The organism is Mesorhizobium sp. ISC11 (assembly GCF_037162595.1).
Lineage (GTDB): Bacteria > Pseudomonadota > Alphaproteobacteria > Rhizobiales > Rhizobiaceae > Mesorhizobium > Mesorhizobium ciceri.
Genome location: NZ_JAVSPW010000001.1, coordinates 4,768,621 through 4,792,181, shown reverse-complemented (window position 1 = coordinate 4,792,181; position 23,561 = coordinate 4,768,621). Strand labels below are relative to the sequence as shown.

The 23,561-nt window shown below is 64.4% G+C and carries 23 protein-coding genes; 8 read left to right on the top strand and 15 right to left on the bottom strand.

Going from position 1 to position 23,561, the window contains the following annotated elements; all coding sequences use genetic code 11:
* Positions 1-102 precede the first annotated feature (102 nt).
* Complete coding sequence (locus RPF88_RS23245) at positions 103-1,137, bottom strand: aspartate-semialdehyde dehydrogenase (RefSeq protein WP_013528795.1); 1,035 nt, start codon at positions 1,135-1,137, stop codon at positions 103-105.
* Between the two features lie 107 nt (positions 1,138-1,244).
* The gene (locus RPF88_RS23240) at positions 1,245-1,394 is read right to left on the bottom strand and encodes a hypothetical protein (protein ID WP_164753489.1); all 150 of its coding nucleotides are present in this window, start codon (positions 1,392-1,394) and stop codon (positions 1,245-1,247) included.
* Between the two features lie 198 nt (positions 1,395-1,592).
* On the opposite strand from RPF88_RS23240, the gene RPF88_RS23235 reads away from it, so the two are divergent.
* Both RPF88_RS23235 and RPF88_RS23230 read left to right on the top strand, forming a co-directional pair.
* A complete protein-coding gene (locus RPF88_RS23235; protein ID WP_063169562.1) occupies positions 1,593-3,467 on the top strand; it encodes a DEAD/DEAH box helicase in 1,875 nt (624 codons plus the stop codon).
* Positions 3,468-3,584: 117 nt separating this feature from the next.
* Complete coding sequence (locus RPF88_RS23230; RefSeq protein WP_063169563.1) at positions 3,585-4,295, top strand: DUF805 domain-containing protein; 711 nt, start codon at positions 3,585-3,587, stop codon at positions 4,293-4,295.
* On the opposite strand, the gene RPF88_RS23225 is transcribed toward RPF88_RS23230, so the two are convergent.
* The 6 genes from RPF88_RS23225 to leuD all read right to left on the bottom strand — a co-directional run bounded on the left by RPF88_RS23225 (position 4,285) and on the right by leuD (position 8,747).
* The gene (locus tag RPF88_RS23225) at positions 4,285-4,773 is read right to left on the bottom strand and encodes a GNAT family N-acetyltransferase (RefSeq protein WP_337123283.1); all 489 of its coding nucleotides are present in this window, start codon (positions 4,771-4,773) and stop codon (positions 4,285-4,287) included. The genes RPF88_RS23230 and RPF88_RS23225 overlap by 11 nt on opposite strands.
* Before the next feature lie 4 nt (positions 4,774-4,777).
* Positions 4,778-5,881, bottom strand: coding sequence for a 3-isopropylmalate dehydrogenase (leuB, locus tag RPF88_RS23220; RefSeq protein ID WP_013528791.1), 1,104 nt, complete (start codon positions 5,879-5,881; stop codon positions 4,778-4,780).
* A gap of 292 nt (positions 5,882-6,173) precedes the next feature.
* A complete protein-coding gene (locus RPF88_RS23215) occupies positions 6,174-6,524 on the bottom strand; it encodes a VOC family protein (protein WP_013528790.1) in 351 nt (116 codons plus the stop codon).
* 13 nt (positions 6,525-6,537) lie between these two features.
* Entirely contained in the window at positions 6,538-6,921 is a 384-nt protein-coding gene (locus RPF88_RS23210) for a RidA family protein (RefSeq protein ID WP_013528789.1), read from the bottom strand.
* A gap of 221 nt (positions 6,922-7,142) precedes the next feature.
* Positions 7,143-8,072: a hypothetical protein gene (locus RPF88_RS23205; RefSeq protein ID WP_027162870.1), complete on the bottom strand. Its 930-nt coding sequence runs from the start codon at positions 8,070-8,072 to the stop codon at positions 7,143-7,145.
* Between the two features lie 69 nt (positions 8,073-8,141).
* Positions 8,142-8,747, bottom strand: coding sequence for a 3-isopropylmalate dehydratase small subunit (leuD, locus tag RPF88_RS23200; RefSeq protein ID WP_013528787.1), 606 nt, complete (start codon positions 8,745-8,747; stop codon positions 8,142-8,144).
* Between the two features lie 128 nt (positions 8,748-8,875).
* Between leuD and RPF88_RS23195 the strand changes: the two genes are divergently transcribed.
* Positions 8,876-9,301: a GNAT family N-acetyltransferase gene (locus tag RPF88_RS23195; protein ID WP_027162869.1), complete on the top strand. Its 426-nt coding sequence runs from the start codon at positions 8,876-8,878 to the stop codon at positions 9,299-9,301.
* 76 nt (positions 9,302-9,377) lie between these two features.
* Here the strand turns inward: RPF88_RS23195 and RPF88_RS23190 are convergent, their stop codons facing one another.
* The 4 genes from RPF88_RS23190 to RPF88_RS23175 are packed head-to-tail and all read right to left on the bottom strand — an operon-like array spanning position 9,378 to position 14,400.
* Positions 9,378-10,544 carry an NAD(P)/FAD-dependent oxidoreductase gene (locus RPF88_RS23190; protein ID WP_027162868.1) on the bottom strand — a complete coding sequence of 389 codons (1,167 nt, stop codon included), beginning with the start codon at positions 10,542-10,544 and terminating at the stop codon, positions 9,378-9,380.
* A 29-nt stretch (positions 10,545-10,573) separates the two neighbouring features.
* Positions 10,574-12,175, bottom strand: a complete 1,602-nt coding sequence (locus tag RPF88_RS23185; RefSeq protein WP_027162867.1) for an ATP-binding protein — start codon at positions 12,173-12,175, stop codon at positions 10,574-10,576.
* Entirely contained in the window at positions 12,166-12,858 is a 693-nt protein-coding gene (locus tag RPF88_RS23180) for a response regulator transcription factor (RefSeq protein ID WP_024504048.1), read from the bottom strand. Before RPF88_RS23180 ends, RPF88_RS23185 begins: the two co-directional genes overlap by 10 nt.
* 3 nt (positions 12,859-12,861) lie before the next feature.
* Entirely contained in the window at positions 12,862-14,400 is a 1,539-nt protein-coding gene (locus RPF88_RS23175; protein WP_337123282.1) for a DUF4153 domain-containing protein, read from the bottom strand.
* A 339-nt stretch (positions 14,401-14,739) separates the two neighbouring features.
* Here RPF88_RS23175 and RPF88_RS23170 point away from each other — a divergent pair, with 339 nt between their 5' ends.
* Positions 14,740-15,615, top strand: coding sequence for an HpcH/HpaI aldolase/citrate lyase family protein (locus RPF88_RS23170; protein WP_024504050.1), 876 nt, complete (start codon positions 14,740-14,742; stop codon positions 15,613-15,615).
* A gap of 51 nt (positions 15,616-15,666) precedes the next feature.
* Positions 15,667-15,873 carry a DUF1737 domain-containing protein gene (locus tag RPF88_RS23165; RefSeq protein ID WP_013528780.1) on the top strand — a complete coding sequence of 69 codons (207 nt, stop codon included), beginning with the start codon at positions 15,667-15,669 and terminating at the stop codon, positions 15,871-15,873.
* A gap of 187 nt (positions 15,874-16,060) precedes the next feature.
* Here RPF88_RS23165 and RPF88_RS23160 read toward each other — a convergent pair whose 3' ends face one another.
* Positions 16,061-16,483, bottom strand: coding sequence for a metallopeptidase family protein (locus RPF88_RS23160; protein ID WP_013528779.1), 423 nt, complete (start codon positions 16,481-16,483; stop codon positions 16,061-16,063).
* Between the two features lie 182 nt (positions 16,484-16,665).
* On the opposite strand from RPF88_RS23160, the gene RPF88_RS23155 reads away from it, so the two are divergent.
* The 3 genes from RPF88_RS23155 to RPF88_RS23145 are packed head-to-tail and all read left to right on the top strand — an operon-like array spanning position 16,666 to position 22,467.
* Entirely contained in the window at positions 16,666-17,703 is a 1,038-nt protein-coding gene (locus tag RPF88_RS23155; protein ID WP_027162865.1) for an ImuA family protein, read from the top strand.
* Positions 17,645-19,123, top strand: a complete 1,479-nt coding sequence (locus RPF88_RS23150; RefSeq protein WP_027162864.1) for a DUF6504 family protein — start codon at positions 17,645-17,647, stop codon at positions 19,121-19,123. The genes RPF88_RS23155 and RPF88_RS23150 overlap by 59 nt, the downstream gene beginning before the upstream one ends.
* A complete protein-coding gene (locus RPF88_RS23145) occupies positions 19,120-22,467 on the top strand; it encodes an error-prone DNA polymerase (RefSeq protein ID WP_337123281.1) in 3,348 nt (1,115 codons plus the stop codon). Before RPF88_RS23150 ends, RPF88_RS23145 begins: the two co-directional genes overlap by 4 nt.
* Positions 22,468-22,563: 96 nt before the next feature.
* Here RPF88_RS23145 and RPF88_RS23140 read toward each other — a convergent pair whose 3' ends face one another.
* The gene (locus tag RPF88_RS23140; protein ID WP_013528775.1) at positions 22,564-22,803 is read right to left on the bottom strand and encodes a Trm112 family protein; all 240 of its coding nucleotides are present in this window, start codon (positions 22,801-22,803) and stop codon (positions 22,564-22,566) included.
* Between the two features lie 9 nt (positions 22,804-22,812).
* Complete coding sequence (locus RPF88_RS23135; RefSeq protein WP_013528774.1) at positions 22,813-23,484, bottom strand: LON peptidase substrate-binding domain-containing protein; 672 nt, start codon at positions 23,482-23,484, stop codon at positions 22,813-22,815.
* Positions 23,485-23,561 lie beyond the last annotated feature (77 nt).

Below are 23,561 nucleotides of genomic sequence, written 5' to 3'. Positions count from 1 at the left end.
TGCTCCGCAAACCTTCAGCATCCCGGCCGAGGGCGGAGCCCGCGACCGCGGGCCAGCCGCGCTAGCGGCGGTGCGGCCCGTGAGCGAAAACTAAATCAGCCGTCAGGCCGCCTTCTTCTTCGGCTGGATCAGGCCGCGCTCGACCAAAAGCTCGGCGATCTGCACCGCGTTGAGTGCGGCGCCCTTGCGCAGATTGTCGGAGACGATCCACATCGACAGGCCGTTGTCGATGGTCGAATCCTCGCGGATGCGCGAGATGAAGGTGGCGTCCTCGCCGGCCGATTCCAGCGGCGTGATGTAGCCTCCGTCCTCTCGCTTGTCCAACACCTGGCAGCCTGGGGCTTCACGCAGGATATCCCGCGCGTCGTCGGCGGTGATCGGCTTTTCGAACTCGATGTTGACCGCTTCCGAGTGGCCGATGAACACCGGCACGCGCACGCAGGTCGCCGTCAGCTTGATCTTGGGGTCGAGCATCTTCTTGGTCTCGGCGACCATCTTCCACTCTTCCTTGGTGGAGCCGTCGTCGAGGAAGACGTCGATGTGCGGGATGACATTGAAGGCGATGCGCTTGGTGAACTTCTTGACCTCGACGCCATCGGCGACGAAGACCGCGCGGGTCTGGGTAAAGAGTTCGTCCATGCCTTCCTTGCCGGCGCCCGACACCGATTGGTAAGTGGCGACGACGACGCGCTTGATGGTGGCGAAGTCGTGCAGTGGCTTCAGCGCCACCACCAGCTGCGCCGTCGAGCAGTTCGGATTGGCGATGATGTTCTTGCGCGTGAACAGCGAAATCGCGTCCGGGTTCACTTCCGGCACGATCAGCGGCACGTCCTGGTCGTAGCGGAAGGCCGACGAATTATCGATGACGACGCAGCCCTGCTTGCCGATCTTCGGCGACCATTCCTTGGAGACGCTGCCGCCGGCCGACATGATGCAGATGTCGGTGTCGGAAAAATCATACTGGTCGAGCGTCTTCACCTTCAGCGTGCGGTCGCCGAACGACACTTCCGTGCCCTGGCTGCGCCGCGACGCCAGCGCCACGACTTCGCTTACCGGAAAGCCGCGCTCTTCCAATATGTTGAGCATTTCCCGGCCCACATTGCCCGTGGCGCCGACGATCGCTACCTTGAAACTCATCGAAAAATCTCCTGTCCCTCTCCGCTTGGTTTTTGGAGAAACCCGCTGGCCGCTGCGGGTTCCGTCCCCCGGGCCGAACCCGGGAGAGGGTGGTTAGGCCAAGGGAATCACACCGTTTTGGTGGTGGTTTTGCCAGTTTTCTTGGCCAAGAATGCGGTTTTGCTGAAACGAGGAGACGCGCCGACGCGCCCGGCCCAATGATGTGCATTGAGGCTGGGGGCATCGAATGCAGGAAGAGCCGTCAAAAGGCCGCGCATCGAAACTGTCCCGTTCGGTGCCGGCTTTTACGCGGTTTGCGGCAAGAGTCAATTGCCGAGCGGCGCCTGGTTTTGCGCGCGCCCTGTACAATCGCGGCTGCGCGAAGTACGAACGGCCAAGATTGTTTGGCTGGCGCGAGGCCCGCCCCGGCATGTGCTCCGTGATGAGCGCGGACCCTAAAATTCCGAAAGAGTGAGATGTCCAACTTCGAAGCACTTGTTCCAGCGCTTGCCAGGGCGCTGGAGAAACGCGGCTATTCCGAGCTGACGCCCGTCCAGAAGGCGGTCGTGGCGCCCGAGCTCGGCGAGGCCGATGCGCTGGTTTCGGCGCAGACCGGCTCCGGCAAGACGGTGGCCTTCGGCCTCGCTCTGGCGCCGACCCTGCTTGAGGGCGCGGAGCGCTTCGGCCACGCCGCTGCACCACTGGCGCTGGCGGTGGCGCCGACGCGCGAACTCGCCTTGCAGGTGACGCGCGAACTGGAATGGCTCTACGAACTGACCGGCGCCACCGTGGCGTCCTGCGTCGGCGGCATGGACATGCGCTCGGAGCGGCGTGTGCTGGAGCGTGGCGCCCATATTGTCGTCGGCACGCCCGGCCGGCTGCGCGACCACATCACCCGGCGCTCGCTCGACATGTCGGCGCTGAAGGCGGTGGTGCTCGACGAGGCCGACGAGATGCTCGATCTCGGCTTTCGCGAAGACCTCGAATTCATCCTCGACGCCGCTCCGGCCGAACGCCGGACGCTGATGTTCTCGGCCACGGTGCCGCGCTCGATCGCCACGCTCGCCCAGGGCTATCAGCGCGATGCGGTGCGCATTTCGGCCGCCGGCGAGGAGAAGCAGCATCTCGACATCGAATATCGGGCGCTGAGCGTCGCCCAGCCCGACCGCGAGAACGCCATCATCAATGTGCTGCGCTATTACGAAGCCAAGAACGCGCTGGTGTTCTGCAACACGCGTGCCGCCGTCAATCATCTGACCGCGCGCTTCAACAACCGCAACTTCTCCGTCGTCGCCCTGTCGGGCGAGCTCAGCCAGAATGAGCGCAGCCATGCGCTGCAAGCGATGCGGGACGGCCGCGCAAAAGTCTGTATCGCCACCGATGTCGCGGCGCGCGGCATCGACCTGCCCAATCTTGAGCTGGTCATCCACGCCGATTTGCCGACCAACCCGGAAACGCTGCTGCACCGCAGCGGCCGCACCGGCCGCGCCGGGCGCAAGGGCGTCAGCGCGCTGATCGTGCCCAACAGCGCCCGCAAGCGCACCGAACGGCTGTTGCAGAACGCCGGCCTCAAGGCGACATGGGCGAGCCCGCCCTCGGCCGACGACGTGATGCGGCGCGACGACGAGCGCATCCTTGCCGATCCGGCTTTCGATGAGCCGGTGAAGGAGGACGAGCGCTCCTTCATCGACGCACTGCTCGCCAGGCATGGCGCCGAACAGGTGGCCGCTGCCTTCGTGCGCCAGTGCCGCGCCAGCCGCTCGGCCCCCGAGGACCTCATGGAGATCGCGCCCTTCACGCCGTCGCGTGAAAGACCGGCGGGCGAAGGTTTCGCGCGCCGCGACGAGGCGCCCAGCCGCCGCGACGATTTCGGCGACAGCGTCTGGTTCTCGCTGTCGATCGGGCGCCGGCAGAATGCCGAACCGCGCTGGCTCATCCCGATGCTATGCCGCACCGGCAGCATCTCGAAGCGAGAGATCGGCGCCATCAAGATGCAGCCGGAAGAGACCTACGTGCAGATCGCAGCGGATTGGGCAGACCGCTTCCTGGCCGCGATCGGTCCCGACCGGAAGCTGCAAGGCAACATCCTGGTGAAGCGGCTCGACGGTACGCCCGATCTGTCGCGCGCCGGCTATCAGCCGCCAAGCCCCGACAAGAAGCCGCATCGCGGCAAGGCGCCGTTCGATCCCAACGCGCCGAAGCGCAAATTCGAAAAACGTGCACCGGCAGCAGCCGATCAGCGCCCGACCGCCCCGCATGATGCAAAGCCATGGGCGAAGAAGCCGGGCAAGCCGAAATTCGACACCTCTGGTGCACCCAAGCACAAGAAGGCGAAGAAGCGGCCTTCGTAAGACCGGGCAACGAGCCTCATCCGCCCGCATGACGCCGGCCGCATCCCGATGCGGTCTTGCCCATCGGTTCGGCCATGTGCCACACCTTGGCAGGGACGTGGCAAGTGGGGGTGGCAAATGCGCGGCAAAGTGCTTCACTATGACGAAGTCCAGGGCTTCGGCTTCATCACCGGAGCCGACGGCAACCGCTACACCTTCACCCGCGAAAACCTGCGCCGGGAAACCACTATGCGGAAGGGCGCGGGCGTGGAATTCCAGGCGGGCGGCGGCCAGGCGCGCGACGTCTTTTTGATCGCCGCCGAGACGGCTGCGCCGGCCGGCGACGCTGGTACGAGCGCCGCGCCAACTCAAGCCGGTAACGCACCATCCGCTTCTGCGCCACAGGCCCAGCATTTCGGCCGTTCCTCCGGGCCGGCCGAGCCCACCGATCTCTGGGGCTATTTCTGGCGTGGCGTGACGCAGAACTATTTCAATTTCGCCGGACGTGCCCGTCGCAAGGAATATTGGGGGTATTTCCTGTTCTGGGTGGTCTCGCTGCTTGTCATCGGCGGCATCGGTCTTTTCGCCGACAACGAAATGGGCAATTTCGACAGCAGCGTATCGGCGGCGGTAACCGTCGGCCTTTGCGGCACCTTCGTCCTGGCGACACTGCTGCCCAGCCTCGGCATGACCGTTCGCCGCATCCATGACATCGGCCTCTCGGGCTGGCTTTATCTGGTGGTGCTGATCCCGACCATCGGCAGCCTGATCATCCTGGTCTTCGCGCTGATCCCGACGCAGGCCCGCGAAAACCAGTGGGGACCGGTGCCGGCGGGCGTCAGGGTCTAGGGATGATCGCCTTCAGCGCCTCGCCCGAAAGCCTGAGAAAGACCTTCTGGCCGTGGCGTTCTGCGCCAAGCCGGTCGTAGAAGCGCTGCGCGCCTTCGTTCCAGTCCTCGCTGGTCAGGTCGATGCGGCCGATGCCTTCGCGCAGGCAATGATCGGCGAGAAAGCCGATCAGCGCCCGGCCGACACCACCGTTGCGGGCTTTGTCGCGCACGAACAGGTCCTTGAGGAACAGCAGCCGCTCGAGATCGATACCGGGATGCGCGATCGCCACCGACGCCAGGCCGCTGACCTCGCCCTCGATGAAGGCGAGCGCGAAATGCGGATAGGCCGGGCTTTCCTCGCCAAGCCATTTTCGTGCCGCAGACAGGGCCCGGTCGGCATCGAGAGGCGGTTGCCGATAATGTTCCGCCATCTCGCAAAACATGGCCGCGAGCGTCGTCGCGTCCTCGATCGTCGCCCAGCGGACGTCGACCGTCACGGTATCAGCCCAGGAATTTGGCGATGATCGCGTCGCCCATCTCAACCGTACCGACCTCGGTCATGCCATCGGACATGATGTCTTTCGTCCGCAGGCCCGCGTCGAGCACGGCGGCGATCGCGCCTTCGACGCGGTCGGCTTCATCGACCATGCCGAAGGAATAGCGCAGGCACATGGCGAAGGAGGCGATCATGGCGATCGGGTTGGCAATGCCCTTGCCGGCAATGTCGGGCGCCGAACCGTGCACCGGCTCGTAGAGCGCCTTGCGCTTCTTGGTCTTCACGTCAGGCGCGCCGAGCGAGGCCGACGGCAGCATGCCGATCGAGCCGGTCAGCATAGCGGCGATATCGGACAGCATATCGCCGAACAGATTGTCGGTGACGATGACGTCGAACTGCTTTGGCCAGCGCACCAGCTGCATGCCGCCGGCGTCGGCCAGCATGTGGTCGAGCTTGACGTCGGAATAGCGCGCCTTGTGGGTCTGGGTGACGACCTCGTTCCACAACACGCCCGACTTCATCACATTGCGCTTTTCCATCGAGGTGACGTGGTTCTTGCGGGTGCGCGCGAGTTCGAAGGCGACGCCCGAAATGCGCTCGATCTCGAACGTGTCGTAGACCTGCGTGTCGATGCCGCGCTTCTGTCCGTTGCCGAGATCGATGATCTGCTTGGGCTCGCCGAAATAGACGCCACCGGTCAGCTCGCGCACGATCAATATGTCGAGACCTTCGACCACCTCCTGCTTGAGCGAGGAGGACGCCGCCAGCGCCGGATAGCAGATGGCCGGGCGCAGATTGGCGAATAGCTCCATGTCCTTGCGCAGGCGCAGCAGGCCGGCTTCCGGGCGCACCTCATAGGGCACCGCATCCCATTTCGGACCGCCGACGGCGCCGAACAGCACCGCGTCGGCCGCCATCGCCTTTTCCATGTCGGCATCGGAGATCGCCGCGCCATGCGCGTCATAGGCACAGCCGCCGACCAGCCCCTCATCGGTGGCAAAACCGCTGCCGAGCCTGTCGTTCATGACCGCGATCAGTTTCTTGACCTCGGCCATGGCCTCAGGACCGATGCCGTCACCGGGGAGCAGGAAAAGATGCTTCGTTGCCATGGAGAAACCGTCCTGGAAAGATTTGAACCGCGGCCTTGCTAAACGCCAAGCGACTTGCATGCAAGCAGGAACGCAGCGATCACGGATGACCCGATTCGTTGGTGATCCGTAGCGCCCCCCTCTGCCCTGCCGGGCATCTCCCCCTCAAGGGGGGAGATTGGCAGCATTATCGTTTCGCCTCTTCTTTCTGACGTGGAGATTGGCGAACGCCGAGGCGACATCCAATCTCCCCCCTTGAGGGGGGAGATGGCCGGCAGGCCAGAGGGGGGCGCTATCCCGCCGGCATACGTCATCACTGATGCGAGAGAATGTTGACCAGCCGGCCGAACGGATCGCGCACGTAGAAGCGCCGCACGCCCCACGGTTCGTCGGCCGGTCCGTATTCGATGGCAAAGCCCGCCGCCTTCATGGCATCGAGCGCTGCATCGACATCGTCGACCTCGATCGAGAGATCCGGCACCGGCGTGCCGGAACCGCCTTGCGCCATGAAGCTGACCTGCACCTGCATCGTTTCATCGGAGCCGTAGGTTGCGATCCAGCCGAGATCCATCAGCACGTCGAGGCCGAGCACATCGTGGTAGAAGCGTTTTGCCGCCGCGACATCCGCTGTCTCGATATTGGCAACAATGCGCTGGACTTTCATCGTCGGTCGCCCTTCAGGCCGTGCGCCGCAGCGCCGTCACCTCGATCTCGATCTTCATTTCCGGTTTGTTGAGTTGGCAGACGATCATCGTCGCTGCCGGCCTGATGTCACCGAACGTCTCGCCGAGGATCGGGAAGACTACATCCACGAAGGCCTGGTCGGTGATGTAGTAATGCGCCCGCACCACGTCAGCCATCTCGAAGCCGCCGTCCTTCAGCGCCTTGCCGATCGTCGCCAGGCAATTGCGCGTCTGCGCCTCCACCGTTTCCGGCATCGTCATCGTCGTATAGTCGTAGCCGGCGGTGCCGGAGACGAAGCACCAGTCGCCCTGCACCACGGCGCGCGAATAGCCGGCGGTCTTTTCGAACGGCGAACCGGTGGAGATGAGTTTGCGCATATGAGGGGCCTTGCTTGGGTTGTCGGCCAGCATTAGCAGGCGGAACGGCGCGGGTCGTGGGCCAAGCCAGGCAAACTGTTATCCCGGAAGCGAAGCGCGAACCTCCGAGATTGGTTGAAGCATCCCTTCCGTCGTCATCCTATGGCGGAGCAAGGAGCGTAGCGACGCGGCGCAGACCATGGGATGACGAAAGCGAGGGGGTGCTGCGCAACGCTAAAGCTTTAATTTGCCGCCCCCAGCGCCTTGTCCAACGCCGCCTTCACATCCGCCGGCCATGTCGCCACATCAGGCCAGGCGTTCGGCTGGCCATTGTCGCCGCGGCGCGCAAAATAGAGCCTGTGCTGGGCCGGGTCGACCGCCATGAAGCCGTCATTGCCGCCGCAATCATGCGGCACGCAGCCGCTGGCGTAGAAGGCGCCCGAAGCGGTCTTTTCGGTGCCGCCGCCGACCAGCAGGCTGGTCGCCATGTCGGCCATGTCCTTGCCGAGCAGCTTTTCCGCTTCCTTGTAGACGGCCTCATTGTGGAAGGCGTCGATGATGTTCTGGTACTTTTCCGGATCGATGTCTTTCCAGTCCGTGCCGGGTTCCGGCATGTAGGTCAGATTGCCCGAAATCGTCAGCCCGTCGGTCGGCGACCATTGCAAAGCCGGCTTCTGATCTCCCGGCAACAGGTAAGGCACGAAATAGATGGCGTTGTCGGACACCGCCGAGGGCGGCGCGCCGCACTGGTCCTGCTCGACCGTGGTGCTCTGGATCGTGCCGCCTTCCGGTTTCCAGACGATCACCGTCGCCGGCCCGCATTGATTGCCGCCGTCGCCGACATCGAACAGCGCCACCTTGACGTCGCCGACCTCGATTATTTTGTCGAAGAAGACATCGTAATTGCTGGCCAACTGCTTGCCGTCATAGGCAAGCACCTTCTCGCCATACTGTTCCTTCTGGGTGATGGTCAGCGTGCCGCCTTCGAACGGGACGGGAGCTTGCTTGTCGTCATCGGAAGCATCGGCGGCGTTCGTCCCCTGATCGGCGGACGGCTGCTCCGTCGCCGGGGCCGGCTGTATGGCGGGCGTCTGGGTCTGCGCAGACGCGCTGGCGATTTGCCCCAGCAACAAGGCCAGCCCGCAAAGGCCGGCAAGAAGCGAACGTGTCATGACTGTCCCTCCACTCAGTCGCCGCGAACCGGCCCGAAAGGCCAGATCCATCCGTCCGGAGCGCGCCGCTCAGGCCCAGGGGCGCTGTTCGGCGTTCCGCTTCTCGAACGAAGCGATGGCGCCGGCTTTCTCCATGGTCAGGCCGATATCGTCGAGCCCGTTGAGCAGGCAGTGCCGCTTGAAGTCGTCGAGGTCGAATTTGACCACGCCGCCATCCGGCCCACGGATTTCCTTGGCTTCGAGGTCGACCGACACCGTGGCATTGGAGCCGCGCGAGGCGTCGTCCATCAGCTTCTCAAGATCCTCGGGGCTGACGGTGATCGGCAGGATGCCGTTCTTGAAGCAGTTGTTGTAGAAAATGTCGGCGAACGAGGTCGAGATGACGCAGCGAATACCGAAGTCGAGCAGCGCCCATGGTGCGTGCTCGCGGCTGGAACCGCAGCCGAAATTGTCGCCGGCGACCAGGATCTGCGCCTTGCGGTAGGCCGGCTTGTTGAGCACGAAATCCGGGTTTTCCGAACCGTCGTCCTTGTAGCGCATTTCGGCGAACAGGCCGGTGCCGAGCCCGGTGCGCTTGATCGTCTTGAGGTAATCCTTGGGGATGATCATGTCGGTGTCGACATTGACGATCGGCATCGGAGCGGCGACACCGGTGAGCTTGGTGAATTTTTCCATGGCTTTTGCCCGTGTTTTCGTTGCGGGGGAATTTGCTGAGGCCCGGTTTACACAAAGCCGGCGGCAAATAAAAGGCAACTGTTCGTGCACGGTGGCACAAGCCAGCCCGATGGTGCAATCTGGCGGCCATGGCAGAAAACGCACACGTCCTCTACGAAAGAGAATCCGCGCTCGACATCGCCGAATTCCGTCGCGTGCTGGTCGAATCCGGCCTCGGCGAGACACGGCCGATCGATGATGAAGCGCGGCTGCGGGCGATGCTGTCGGGCGCCAATCTGGTGCTGACCGCGCGCCTTGATATTCAGGGCAAGCCGCTGATCGGCGTCATCAGGGCGATCACCGACTTCTCCTGGGTCTGCTACATCTCCGAACTCGCCGTTTCCCGATCGGCACAGGGGCTCGGCATCGGCAAGGGCCTGATGGACGAGGCGCGCCGGCAGCTTGGACCATCGGTCGCCATCAGCCTGATCTCCATGCCCGATGCCGTAGGCTTCTACGAACGTATCGGCATGAAGCGCATGGCCGACGCCTTCTGGTTCGACCGCAAGGGTTAAGGCTCGCTCGAAATACTCTTCCGCAACCGTAGCGATCCTTCGCGCCAGCGTCAAAAAGAACCTTCCCTTTGCCCGCTCAAATCACATTCAATTCCCGGAACGCCCTTCCCTCCGCCACCCGCTCATACCCGAACGCCGAGCAATCCACCGTGCGATAACCGCCGTGCACGACCAGTTCGGCCAGCGCTTTGCCCACTGCTGGCGCCTGCTGCAGGCCGTGGCCGGAAAAGCCGTTGGCGAACAGGAAATTGCCGACGTCGGGATGCGGACCGATCACCGCGTTCTGGTCGAGCGTGTTGTAGTCGTAGTGGCCGGCCCAGGCACGGGTCGGCTTGATCGCCTCGAAGGCGGGAATACGGGTCGCCAGCACCGGCCAGATCACCTCTTCGAACAGTGGCCAGTTTACCTCGAAGTCGCCGGGATCGGGTGCGCAGTCGCCTTCCTCCGGTTCGGCGCCGCCGGTGAGGTAGACCGAGCCTTCCGGACGGACATAGATGCCGGAGGGATCGACCAGCAGCGGCATGTCGGCATATTTCTCGCGTGCCTCGAAGACGAAGACATTGCGCTTGCGCGGCTCGACCGGCAGATGAAGCCCGGCCATGGCAGCCACCTTGCCGGCGTTCGGGCCGGCGGCGTTGACGACGATGCCAGCCTCCAGCGTCTCGCCATTGCCCAGGCTCACTCCCGTGACGCGGTTGCCATCGCGCGCGATGCCGGTGACATCGGCGGTGATGAAATCGACTTTCTTCTGCCGCAGCGCCTTGCGGAACAGCGTCAGCATCGCATGCGCGTCGAACCAGCCTTCGCCGCTGCGGCCATAGGCGCCGGCTGAAATGCCCTCGGTCGACAGCCATGGGAACCGGCGCACCAGCTGATCCGCGTCCTCCAGCACAATGTCGGCGCCCTCCGCGATCTGCGCCTGGTGATTGCTCCTCAGGATCGGCAAGCCGTCCTCGCCGGCAAGGATGAGGTAGCCGCCCTCGCGAAAGCCGATATCGGCGTCATCCCCGAACTCTTCCTTCAACCGCCGGAACAGCTTCAGCGTGAACTGCGACAGGCGGATGTTTTCCGGGATCGAGAATTGCTGGCGGATCGAGGCCATGGACAGCGTCGTTGCCGCATGCGCGAATTGCGGATCACGCTCGATCAGCGCGATCGTGCCGGAAAACCCTTGCTCAAGCAGGTAATAGGCGACCGAGGAGCCGACGATGGCTCCGCCGATGATGACGATGTCGTAGCGCATGTTCTCTCCGATCCGGCCGATAGTGTCCTTCACGCCACCGGCAGAATGACCTCGAAGCGCGTGCCGCGCTCGCTGTCAACCAGCGCGATCATACCATCATGCGCTTTCAGGAGGGCCAGCACGATGCCAAGCCCCATGCCGGTGCCGCCCTGTTCGCGCCGCGTGGTGAAGAACGGCTCGAAAATGCGCACCCGGTTGCTCGGCGAAATGCCCGCACCGTCGTCGCTGACCAGGATCCTCGCCTTGCCGCCGGCGCTCGTAGCGGAGACAGAAACCTGCGTCGCGCCATGCCTGGCCGAATTGTCGATGAGATTGGCCAGCACGATAGCCGCGTTCTCGGCCGATATGCGCAATCTGATGTCGCCGCCCGCCCCGACGCTAACCGCGAGCCTGTTGTCGACGGGCAGCAGCGCCAGCGCCGCACCGAGCGATGTGCTTTCGCCGCTCGGCGCCAGGTTTTCGGCGCGTGCCAGGTCGAGCAGGCGCCGCACCAGCAGATTGAGCCGCCCCGCATCGGTGACGATATTGTTGGAGAAACGCCGCCGCTCCGCATCGTCCATCGCGCCACCGGAATCGCGCAGCAATTCGGCCGCGCCCTGGATCGCCGTCAGCGGCGATTTGAGCTCATGCGAGACATGTGTGGCGAAAGTCTGGACCGAGTCCGAGCGCGCCTGAAGCTTCTCGGCCATGTCGAGGAAGGCGGCGGACAGCTCCGCCATCTCTCGCGTGCCGTGGTGGTCGAGCGGCCGGATCGCCGTGCGGTCGCCGGCGGCGATGCGCTCGGTGCGGTCGATCAGCGCATAGATCGGCCGGCTGACGGTGCGCAGGAAGATGAGACCGATGAGCAGCGTGCCGCCGAGAATGGCGATCGCCGCCAACGTCACCTTGCCACGTTCGCCATAGAGATGCTTGATGATGTTGTTGGGCGTCCGCGACACATAGACGACGCCGGCGACCTGGCCGTCGACAGCGACCGGCAGAGCGACGAAGACACGCACCTTGGTGCCGCGGCTGACCGAATAGAGCGGTGGCGTCGGCTGGTCGGGAATGCGCAGCCTGAGCGCGCTGGCATAGTGGCCGGCAAGTGCTGTGCGCACCTCTTCGACCGCACTGAGCGACTGGCCGACCTCGCCGCGCCCGGCAATGACGACGCCCCGGGGGTCGAGCAGCCGGAAGCCGGCCAACGTGGTTTTCTGGGTGGCGTCGAGGATGCCGGACAGGCGCGCGCCGATCACCGCGAAGGCGGGATCGACGATCGCCGGCATCGCCGCCGGCCGGGTCGGCAGGACATAATCCGAGGCAAGATCGAGCTGCGGTTCGATTGGCCTGTAGAGCGGGTCCGGATTGACGCTGCGGCTTGAATCCCCACTTGGCTCCGGCATCGGCGCACCGAGCTTTTCCGGTGGGATGCCGGCGTCACGTACATCCCGCGCATAGATGGCGGCGATGGCAGCGCCTTGCGCGATCAGCTCCGCCTCGGTCTGGCGGATCAGCTGGTTCTCGTAGAGGCGGAAGAAGAACAGGCCGACCAGTGGCAAGGCCATCACCATGATCAGGATGGCGACGACGACCGTGGCAAGCCGTGGCCGCCATTTGCGGCCGATCCATTTGCTGGAGGCCGTCAGCCGCATCGGCCAAGCCGGAAGCCGACGCCATGCACCGTCTCGATGACATTTGGGCAACCCACAGCTGCCAGTTTGGCGCGGATGTTGCGGATGTGGCTGTCGACGGTGCGGCCGGCGACGTGGATGTTTGCGGCATAGGCGCTGGCCGTCACCGCGTCGCGGTCGAGCACATGCGCCGGCCGCGCCAGGAACCCCTTCAGGATCGAGAACTCTATTCCTGTCAACGATAACGGCTTGCCGTCGAAGCTGGCGGTATGGCTGGCCGGCGCCAGAGCCAGTTTGCCATGCGAAAACTGCCTGTCGTCGGCCGGTTCGGGCGCCGCCGGGCGGGCGCGCCGCAGGATGACGTTGACGCGGGCAACCAGCTCGCGCGGGCTGAATGGTTTCGTCACATAGTCGTCGCCGCCCATTTCGAGCCCGAGAATGCGGTCGATCTCCTCGTCGCGCGCAGAGAGGAACAGCACCGGCACATCGGATATATGCCGCAGCCGCCGGCAGACCTCCAGCCCGTCCATTTCCGGCATGCCGATATCGAGCACGACGAGGTCCGGTGCCCGGCGGCCGATTGCCTGCAAGGCGGCGGCACCGTCGGCCACCCCTGTCGTTTTCATGCCGGCCTTCTCCAAGGCAAAGCAGATCACCTCGCGGATGTGCGGGTCATCGTCGGCGACGAGGATGTGATGCGGCATGGATCAGCGGCCCGGCATGGAAGGTTCGATAGCGGAGGGAATCACGAACGGCTCCTTGGTGTCGAGATATCGAAGCAGCCGCCAGTCGCGAAAGCTCCAGGCCCGCCAGTTCTGCTGGATGGTTCGATACCAGATTTCGTCGCTGCCGCGCACGCCGGCCAGTTCGCGGACAGTGCCGGCGGCTGTCGTCTTGCCCTGGTGCTCGAGGAAGCGATCGAGCGCGGGAAACGCACCCGGACCGAGCGAGTGAAGATACCAGGCGTCTAGGGGAATGCCCTGGCCGGTCATTTCGAGGGAATGGTCGACATTGTAGTTGGCGATCGTTGCTGCGAAATTGATGAAACAGCCGGCATAAAGCGTCAGGGATAACGTCAGAAGATTGGCGGACAGCAGCCATTCGTTGGATTTTCTAAGCGCGATGCGGGCAATGATCAGGGCAAGGCCTGCTGCCACCAGCCCCATCCAGACAAAGGCGGCGACGCGCCAGTAGGTCAATGCATAGATGCCGACATAGAGGTCGAGCCGCAGGATCGACGAGATGACCAGCATGATGTTCTGCGCCACCCAGGCATACACCAGCCGGCGGATCAGCGGATCGGCCGAGGTTTCGCTGCCGGGTCGCAGCGCTGCCAGCACGAAGCCGGCGGCAAGCAGTGCCGTGACGATCAAGGGATAGGCGCCACGATGCGCGTAGGAGGCGTAGCTCAGCCCATCGGGAAGCGCTGCCCCGCCCCACAGATAGGCGGCGTCGAGCGCCGTCTGCAGCGCAAACAGGATGTTGAAGACGATCAGGGCGCGCAGGATGGCGGCCTTGCCGAACAGGATGTCTTCGATGGTGGTGGCGGTTTTGCCGGCTTGAGCGCTGACCGCCGGCAACGCGCGCGGGATGCGGCGAACCAGGCGCGGCAGGCGCGGTCGCAGAAAAGCCCAGACAGCGGCGAGCACGAACAGCCAGAAGGCAATCCGCGCCAGCTGGATAAGATCGAGCAGCCTCACGAGATCGATCAGCGACAGCCAATAGTCGATGACCGGATTGGCGGCACCGAACAGCGCCAGGAAGACCGCGCCCAGCGTCAGCGGCATCACCCAGACGGCGATCGCCGCCAGCCGGATGCGACGCCCACCGAACCGCCGCGCCGTCCTGCGCCAGCGGATGAAATCAATGACGAAGCGGAACGGCGCCGCCAGCCCGAACAGCACGATCTGCCCGGCAATGCGGGCGATGCTGTGCCGCAGCCGGCCGCTCAACGAAAGCGCGAAGACGGTCAGCGCCGCCAGCGCGATCGAGACCGACAGGGTGCTGACGTTTTCAGCCAGCGGCAGCAGCGGGACAAGCAAGGCGATGGGCTTGAGCCAGACCCGGCCGTCGTTGAAGGCGGCCGGGTGCACAGCGACGACCGCCGCGGCAATCAGCAGGGCGAACAGGAAAACCGTGATCCCGGCGGGCTGGCCATAGAACAGAAAATCCGCGAGCGCTGCCAGCAGGATGGCGACACCGAAACGGCTGCAATAGCTCGGCGCGGCGGAGAACAACGCTGTCATGACCTGGCTTTCCTGATGGCTTCCAGCCGAACCGTTGGCGGGCTTTTGCGGACAAAGGGAATGAGGGTTGCGACGGGACACGCGCGCGGCGGATCGGCCAGCCACCAGCCCTCGCTACGCAGTCGGTGAGGCAGGGACCAACGGGGCTTTGCTCGCTTGTGCATGCCGCTTGTCTCGCAAGCAGGCGGGGAAAGGGCAGGGCGGATCGGAGGAGGTTTTCCGCAGGCCCGTGCAGTTTTCGTGCAGGGGTAAACGCTGCCGATCTCCCCCCTCGTGGGGGAGATTGGCAGCTTCATGCCCCGACTTGCCTCACCCGCCCACAAGCGGCATAGATCAGCCATGGAAACCTACCGTCCGCGCCGCTCCGTGCTCTACATCCCGGCCTCCAGCGACAAGGCCTTGGCCAAGATCGCGCAGCTTGCCTGCGATGCCATCATCATCGACCTGGAAGACGCCGTCGCTCCGGCCGACAAGATCGCCGCCCGCGAAAAACTGGCCGGCATTTTCGCCGGCCATTCCGAGAGACGCTGCGAGATGATCGTGCGCATCAATGCGATATCAGGCGAATGGGGCGCCGACGACCTGCTGGCTGCCGCAAGCTGCGAACCCGACGGCATCCTTCTGCCCAAGGTCGACACGCCGCGCGACCTGCTCGAGGCCGGCGACGTGCTTGACGACAATTTTACCCCCGACAGCGTGAAACTATGGGCGATGATCGAGACGCCCAAGGCGCTGCTCAACATCGGCGCCATCGCCGAACTTGGCCGCGATCCGGCCTCGCGGCTCAATTGTTTCGTTGCCGGAACGAATGATCTGGTCAAGGAGACCGGCATTCTGGCGACGCCTGACAGGCGCTATCTCGTGCCATGGCTGATGCAGATGGTGCTGGCCGCACGCGCCGGCGGCATCGACATGCTCGACGGCGTCTCCAACGATTTTCGCGACCTCGACGCCTTCGCCCATGAATGCGCGGAAGCCGCGGCCATGGGGTTCGACGGCAAGAGCCTCATCCACCCGGCCCAGATCGAAGCCGCGAACCGCGCCTTCGTGCCGTCCACGGAAGCGGTGGCCGAGGCACGCTCGGTGAAGGAAGCCTTCGCGCTCGCCGAGAATGCCGGCAAGGGTGTGATCGCGCTGAACGGCAGGATGGTCGAACGGCTGCACCTGGCGCAGGCCGAAAAACTGCTGGCGAAGGCAGCCGCCATCGGGTCATAAATGCTCGATGGATGCGAGCGGGCTACAGCTACTCACGACAGGAATTGAACAATGAAACTCTACCGCTTTCTGTCCGCTCCGGACGATGCCAGCTTCTGCCACAAGGTGACAGCGGCGCTGAACAAGGGCTGGCATCTGTTCGGCTCGCCGACCTATGCCTACGACAAGAAGGCCAAAGCGATGCGTTGCGGCCAGGCCGTGGTCAAGGATATCGACGGTCAGGAATACGGGCCCGATACCAAGCTGAGTGACTGGTAGATTTGAAAAGCTCCGACGCAGGGTGTGTTGAGATTCAGGTCAGGCCGAGTCGAAAATGGTGGTTTCCGAGAACCGGAGCGGAGCGTACTTTTGGGTACGTGAGCACAGTTCTACCGCGACGCGGTAGAGCGGGGAAGCGCAGGAAGCCATCATTTGCAGGCCGGCATCACCCGAATATCAGCGCACCCTACTCCGCCGCCTCTTCGATCTTCTCCATATCTTCGTCCGACAGGCCGAAATGGTGGCCGATCTCGTGGATCAGCACGTGGGTGACGATGTCGCCCAGCGTCTCTTCGTTCTCGGACCAGTAATCGAGGATGGCGCGGCGGTAGAGCGTGATGCGGTTCGGGCCTTCGCCGGTCTGCGGGTTCCAGCGCTCGGCGATGCCGCGTCCCTCGAACAGGCCGAGCAGGTCGAATGGCGTTTCCAGCGACAGATCGTCCATGATTTCGTCGGTCGGGAACTCGGCGATCTGGATGACGATCTCGCCGGTCAGTTTGCGAAAATCCTCCGGCAGATGGGCGTACGCCTCCAGCGCCAGGAACTCCATTTCGTCCATCGAGGGCGAGAGTTCGTCGTGCCAGGTGCGGGTCTTGTAGATGCGGGCCATGCTTTGTCCTTTGATCCCGGCATATAGGCTTTCGCACCGGAATCGGCAAATGAACGGGCCGATGCGCCTGCGCCATCCCTACAGAGAGGAATAAATTCCCCATGACTCTGCTTGACTCTTGGGATGCGCTCTGGAATCTATAAGAACATAACAGGAACAATTGTGAGTGGAAGCTGACCGTCATGGCGATGACCGCCGTGGCGCGGGAGACTGTTTTTGCCCTGCGCCGCCAGATCGCGAAAATCGAGGGAACGCTGCCCGAGCGCTTGGCTGCGCCGGCAGCCGCACCCTTTGATGCTGACGTCAACACTGATCTCACAATCGTCCGGCGTGGCATTGCCGCGGCGTTGCCGGATGCGTTCCTGCCTATCGGCGTCGGGCGCCTCGATGCCGCCCTGAGCGGCGGGCTGCCGAAGGCCGCCCTGAGCGAAATCCATGGGCTTGAAACCCGCGATGCCGGGGCCGTCGCCGGCTTCGCTTTGTCGCTCACCAGCCTGATCCTCAAGCAAACGCCGGGGCTGCCGGTGCTGTGGATCGGCACATCGGAGATTTTTCGCGAGGCCGGCTTTCCCTATGCCAGGGGGCTTCACGCCTCGTTCGGCATCGAGCCGGAGCAATTGCTGTTTTCCGAGGCGCCAAGGCTCGTCGATGCGCTGTGGGTCGCCGAGGAGGCGGCCCGGATGACGGCGCTCGCCGCCGTCATCCTGGAAATCCGCGGCAATCCGCAGCGGCTTGACCTGACCGCGACACGCCGGCTGCATGCAAGGGCGCAAGCGGCCGGCCGGCCGGTGTTCCTGCTGCGGCAGGCGGCTGGGCCCGAACCGACGGCGGCACCCGTCCGCCTCATCGTCGCCTCGGCGCCGGCGGTGCCGCGCGACACCATCGCCGGGCCGCTGGCCGGCTCGATCGGCCGCCCCGCCTTCACCCTCACCATCGGCAAGAGCCGCACGGCCCTGCCTGGACAATTCACACTGGAGTGGAACCCCGATGAACGCGCATTCGACGAAAGAGCGGGCGACGAAGGAGCAGGTGGGGAAAGAAACCGGCCAAAGAATCCTGTCCCTATGGTTTCCCTATCTGGCGGCGGAAAGGATCCTGCGCCAGCGTCTGGGGCGGTCCTGGCGTTCCCGGCCGTCGGATCACCCCTCTCACCCGCCGCTCGTGATCAGCCATCGCGACCGCAACGCACAGCGCATCTCGGCCCTCGACGAGCGGGCTGAGGCGCTGCACCTGAAGCGCGACATGGGCATCGCCGATGCGCGCGCCATGCATCCGTCGATCGACGTCGTCGAGGCCGATCCGGAAGCCGATCGCCGCCTGCTCGAAGGCCTCGCCGACTGGTGCGACCGCTACACCCCGCTGGTGGCGCTGGACGGGGCAGACGGCCTGTTTCTCGACGTCACCGGCTGCACCCATCTGTTCGGCGGCGAGCGCGCCATGCTGGACGACATCCTGTCGCGCTTCTTCCATCAGGGTTTCGATGTCCGCGCCGGGCTTGCCGCGACGCCGGGTGCAGCCTGGGCGGCGGCACGCTTTTGCGGCGACCGCATCGTTGTGTCAGGCGAGGAGGAGGCGCTGCTGGCGCCCCTGCCGCTGGCCGCGCTGCGCATAGAACCTTCGACCCGCACCAGCCTGGAAAGTGTGGGCCTGCGCACGGCGGGCGCCGTCATGGCGGCACCGCGCGCGCCGCTCGCCCGCCGCTTCGGCGCCCTGCTGCTCCTGCGCCTCGACCAGGCGCTTGGCCGGCTCGACGAGGCGGTGTCGCCGCGCCTGCCCGTCGCGCCGCTTTCGGTCGAACGCCACCTCGCCGAACCCGTCACCCTGACCGAGGACATCGAACGGCTGGTGGGCATGCTGGCGGCGACCTTGAAGACCGACCTCGAGCGCCGCGGCGAGGGCGCCCGGACGCTGGCGCTGCTGCTCTTTCGCGTCGACGGCGCCGTCAGCCGCATCGCGCTCGGTACCTCGCGGCCGATGCGCGAACCCATGCTGATCCAGAAACTGTTCCATGAAAGGCTGGCCGCGCTCGAACAGGATATCGATGCCGGCTATGGTTTCGATCTGGTGCGGCTCTCGGTGTTGGCATCAGCCACCTTCGACATGCAGCAGGCCGATCTTGCCGGCGAGGTGACCGACGACGGCGCCGATATCGCGCTGTTCGCCGACCGCATCCGCGCCCGGCTCGGCGATGGCGCGGTTCTCCGGCCGGTCGCGGTCGAAAGCCATCTGCCGGAGCGTGCCGTCGCCACCATCCCCTTCACCGACGCGCCGTGCCGGACCACGCCGCCGAAGAAGCCGGACAGGCTGCAGGCACCAAAAACCATATTTCCGCCGGAACGACCGATCCGGCTGTTCCGCTCGCCCGAACCCATCGATGTGCCGGCCACCGAAATGCCGGAAGGACCGCCGCTGAACTTCCGCTGGCGGCGCGCGCTCTACCGGGTCAAGCGCGCCGAAGGGCCGGAACGCATCGCCGCCGAATGGTGGCGGGAAGCGCCAAGCGACGAGGCGGCATCGACGCGCGACTATTTCCGCATCGAGGATGCCGACGGCCGCCGCTACTGGCTCTACCGGCAAGGCCTCTACGGCGGCGCCTCGCAAGTCCCGCCGCGCTGGTTCCTGCATGGAGTCTTCGCATGAACGCGCTGACGGTCATTCCCTATGCCGAGTTCGGCATCCAGTCGAATTTCTCCTTCCTGCGCGGCGCCTCCAAGCCGGAGGAGCTGGTGGTCGCGGCCAAGCTCCTGGGCTTCTCGGCGATCGGACTTGCCGACCGCAACACGGTGGCCGGCGTGGTGCGCGCCTGGCAGCAGGCCAAGGTCGAAAAACTCTCCTATCACCCCGGCTGCCGGCTGGTTTTTGACGACGGCACGCCGGACATCCTCGCCTATCCCCAGGACCGCAAGGGCTGGGGGCACCTCTGCCGCATGCTGACGCAAGCCAATCTGCGCGACGAGAACGAAAAAGGCGCCACCCTTCTCCAGCGCGGCGACCTGCTCGAATGGGGTGACCTGATGTCGCTGGCGGTCCTGCCCGGTCTGTCGACGGGGGCGCAAGACAGTCTTGCCTTGCTTGGTGAGCTCAAGGGCCGTTTCGGCAGGAACCTGCGGCTTGGCGTTTCGCCCGATTACGCCGGCAATGACCGTTTCCGCATCGAGCAGGCGGCAGCACTTGCCGAGAGCGCCGGCATTCCGCTGATGGCGACCAACGACGTTCTTTATCACACCGCCGAACGACGCCCGTTGCAGGACGTGCTGACCGCGATCCGCCTCAACACGCCCGTTGCCGAGGTCGGGCTGCAACTCTCCGCCAATGCCGAGCGCCATCTGAAGCCGCCGATGGAGATGGGCCGCCTGTTCCGCCGGCATCCGCAGGCGCTGGCCGAGACGCTGCGGTTTGCGCAAGAGCTGACTTTTTCGCTTGGCGACCTCCAGTACAACTACCCCGACGAGCCGACGGAATCGGGTCTTGGTCCACAGGCTGAGCTGGCGCGACTGGCTCGGGAGGGAGCGGCGAACCGCTATCCGGCTGGTGTGCCGGATTCCGTGACCAAGCGCATCGAGGAAGAGCTCGCTTTGATCGAACGCCTCAACTATGCCCGCTATTTCCTGACTGTCTACGACATCGTCAAGTTCGCGCGCAGCAAGGATATTCTCTGCCAGGGACGTGGATCAGCCGCCAATTCGGTCGTCTGCTTCTGCATCGGCATCACCGAAGTGGGGCCGGAAAAAATCGATTCGCTCTTCGAGCGCTTCATTTCCGAGGAGAGAAACGAGCCGCCGGATATCGACGTCGATTTCGAGCACGAAAAGCGCGAAACCGTAATCCAGTACATCTACGAGAAATACAGCGGCAAGCGCACGGCACTTGCCGCCGCCGTCATCAGCTATCGCGGCCGGTCGGCGCTGCGCGAAGTGTCGAAGGCGATGGGCCTGTCCGAGGATGTCAGGGCATCGCTTTCCGGCTCGATCTGGGGTTGGTCGACATCGGAGCTTGGCGAGAAGGAAACCCGCGCCGGCGGCCTCGACCGCACCGACCCGGTGTCGAGGCACGTGATGGAGCGTGCCAATGAGATCATGGGCTTCCCCCGCCATCTCTCCCAGCATGTCGGCGGCTTCGTCATCACCAGGGACCGGCTCGACGAGATTGTGCCTATCGTCAAGACGGCGATGGACGAGCGCAAGATGGTCGAATGGGACAAGGACGATCTCGACGCGGTGAAGATCTTGAAAGTCGACGTGCTGGCGCTCGGCATGCTGACCTGCCTGCAACGCGCCTTCACCTTGCTCACGGATCACTATCCTAATGCGCGGGATGAGTATGGGCAGCCCTATGTGTTGGCCACCCTGCCGCCGGAGGACAGGCAGGTCTACAAGATGATCTGCCGCGCCGACACGCTCGGCGTCTTCCAGATCGAATCGCGGGCGCAGATGTCGATGCTGCCGCGCCTCCAGCCGAAAACCTTTTATGATCTCGTCATCGAGGTGGCGATCGTTCGGCCGGGCCCGATCCAGGGCGATATGGTCCATCCCTATCTGCGCCGCCGGCAAGGCAAGGAAAAACCCGAGTATCAAAAACCGGAGCTGGAAGCGATCCTCAAGAAAACGCTTGGCGTACCGCTGTTCCAGGAACAGGCGATGAATATCGCCATCGTCGCCGGCGGTTTCAAACCGGGCGAGGCCGATGAACTGCGCCGCGCCATGGCCACCTTCAAGCGCACCGGCACCATCGGCAATTACCGCGACCGTATGATCAATGGCATGGTCGGCAAGGGCTACACGAAGGATTTCGCCGAACGCTGCTTCAAGCAGATCGAGGGTTTTGGCGAATATGGCTTTCCCGAAAGCCATGCCGCTTCCTTCGCCCTGCTTGTCTATGCCTCCTGCTGGTTCAAGACCTTCTATCCCGACGTGTTCTGCGCCGCGATCCTGAATTCGCAGCCGATGGGGTTTTACCAGCCGGCCCAACTCGTGCGCGACGCAAGCGACCATGGCGTCGACATCCGCGACGTCGACGTCAATTTTTCGGTGTGGGATTGTACGTTGGAAAAGGCGCCATTCGATCCGGCCCGCATCCTGCCACGCCATGCCGAAATGCGCGGCGTCATCGAGACGAAGCATGCCGTCCGGCTCGGCTTCAGGCAGATCAAGGGCCTGTCGAAGGAGCGCATGGAGGCTTTCGTCGAGCGGCGCGGCTCAGGCTATGTATCCGTCAGGGATGTCTGGCTGCGCTCCGGCCTCGATGTCGGCGAGATCGAAAAACTGGCGCAGGCCGATGCCTTTCGCTCGCTCGGTCTTGACCGTCGCGAAGCCCTGTGGGCGGTGCGCGCGCTCGACGGCAAGAGCGCCGCCGAAAGGCTGCCGCTGTTCGACCAGCCGGCGCTTCGCCTGCGCGAGCTGGAACCGGAGACGAGGCTGCCGAAAATGCCGCTCGGCGAGCATGTCATCCACGATTACCGCGCGCTCGGCCTGTCGCTGAAGGCGCATCCGGTCGCCTTCCTGCGCGAGCGGCTCGACCGCGCCGGCGTCATCCCGAATGCGAATCTTCCTTCCGTGCGCGACGGCAGGCGCGTCTCGGTCGCCGGCCTCGTGCTGGTGCGGCAGCGCCCCGGCAAGGGCAATGCGATCTTCCTGACGCTGGAGGACGACAAGGCGGTGGCCAACATCATCTTCTGGCAAAGAACCTTCGACCGCTATCGGCCTATCGTCATGGGGGCCCGGTTCGTCAAGGTCACCGGGAAATTGCAGTCGGAATCGGGTGTGGTCCACATCGTTGCCGGGAAGATCGAGGATCTGACGCCCTGGCTGACCGTGCTTCTGGAGAAGGTCAGCGAGGCTGCACCAGCGGTTCCTCCGAGAGACCTCGCCAAGGACGGTTCGGATCGCTCCAGCCCCGCCAAACAAAGCGCGCCGATCCGGCAGGATCTCGCAACGCTGTCGGAAGAAGCGGAACAGGTCATGCCCAAGGGGCGGAATTTTCAGTAGGCAAGGCCATGCCAAGAACGGAACGAAAGCGGACGTCGGCGATCCTTCGCGCCCCCCTCTGTCCTGCCGGCCTATTGGGTACAAGAAACGTGCCCCTCAGCCCGGCCCACCCAGACGCGGAGGTGGCGGGGCCAGCACATCCTCCACCGAAAGCGTCCGCGCCTCGGAAGGCAGCATGATCGGGATGCCGTCACGCACCGGATAGGCAATCTTGGCGACCCTGGAAATCAGTTCGCCGCGCTCCGGATCCCAGGCCAGCGGCCCCTTGGTCAGTGGGCAGGCCAGCAACTCCAGCAGCTTGGGGTCGACCTTCTTCCCGTCACGTCCGTCCGCCATCGCGCCCTCTTACTGCAAACTCGACCCAAAATCCTCATTCTCGCGCGCCAGCGCCATTTCGGTGATGGCGATCAGCGTCTCGGCCCGGGTCTTCAAATCCGCCGCTTCGAGCAGCGCCTGTTTCTCGGCTGGCCCGTAGGGCGCCATCATCGACAACGCATTGACCAGCATGGCATTTTCGGCCCGGCTGACGCTTTCCCAGTCGGCCTCGAGGTCGTTGGCCTGCAGATAGGCGCGAAATGCCTTGAGCAGCGATGGCCGGTCGATCTCGTTGCCCGCCTGGTCCTCATCGAGATCGGCAAGGAAAGGCGAGGGCTTGCACTGGCGAAACGGCGTCTTGACCGTCAATTCGTGGGCGATGCGGAACCGGCACACGCCCTGCAGCGAAATCAGGTAACGGCCGTCGCCGCTCTCGGAAAAGGCGATGATGCGCCCGGCGCAACCGACATTGCAGAGTTCCGGCTCACCGTCGTCGCGCAAGGCGCCGTCGAGACTGGGCTGGATGACGCCGATGAGCCGCGAGCCGGCGATCGCCTCGTCCACCATCTGCAGATAGCGCGGCTCGAAGATGTTGAGCGGCATGCGGCCTCCCGGCAGCAAAAGCGCCCCCTCGAGCGGAAAGATAGGGATCGTCGACGGCAAATCCTTGGCGAGCCGGTAATGCGCGTTTCCCGCTTGCACCTCGTTCCTCCGATCGCGCCATCAAGAAGCGCGTGAGTTCTTGGCCCTAATCTGGCGCAATCATCGCCGACGCCAAG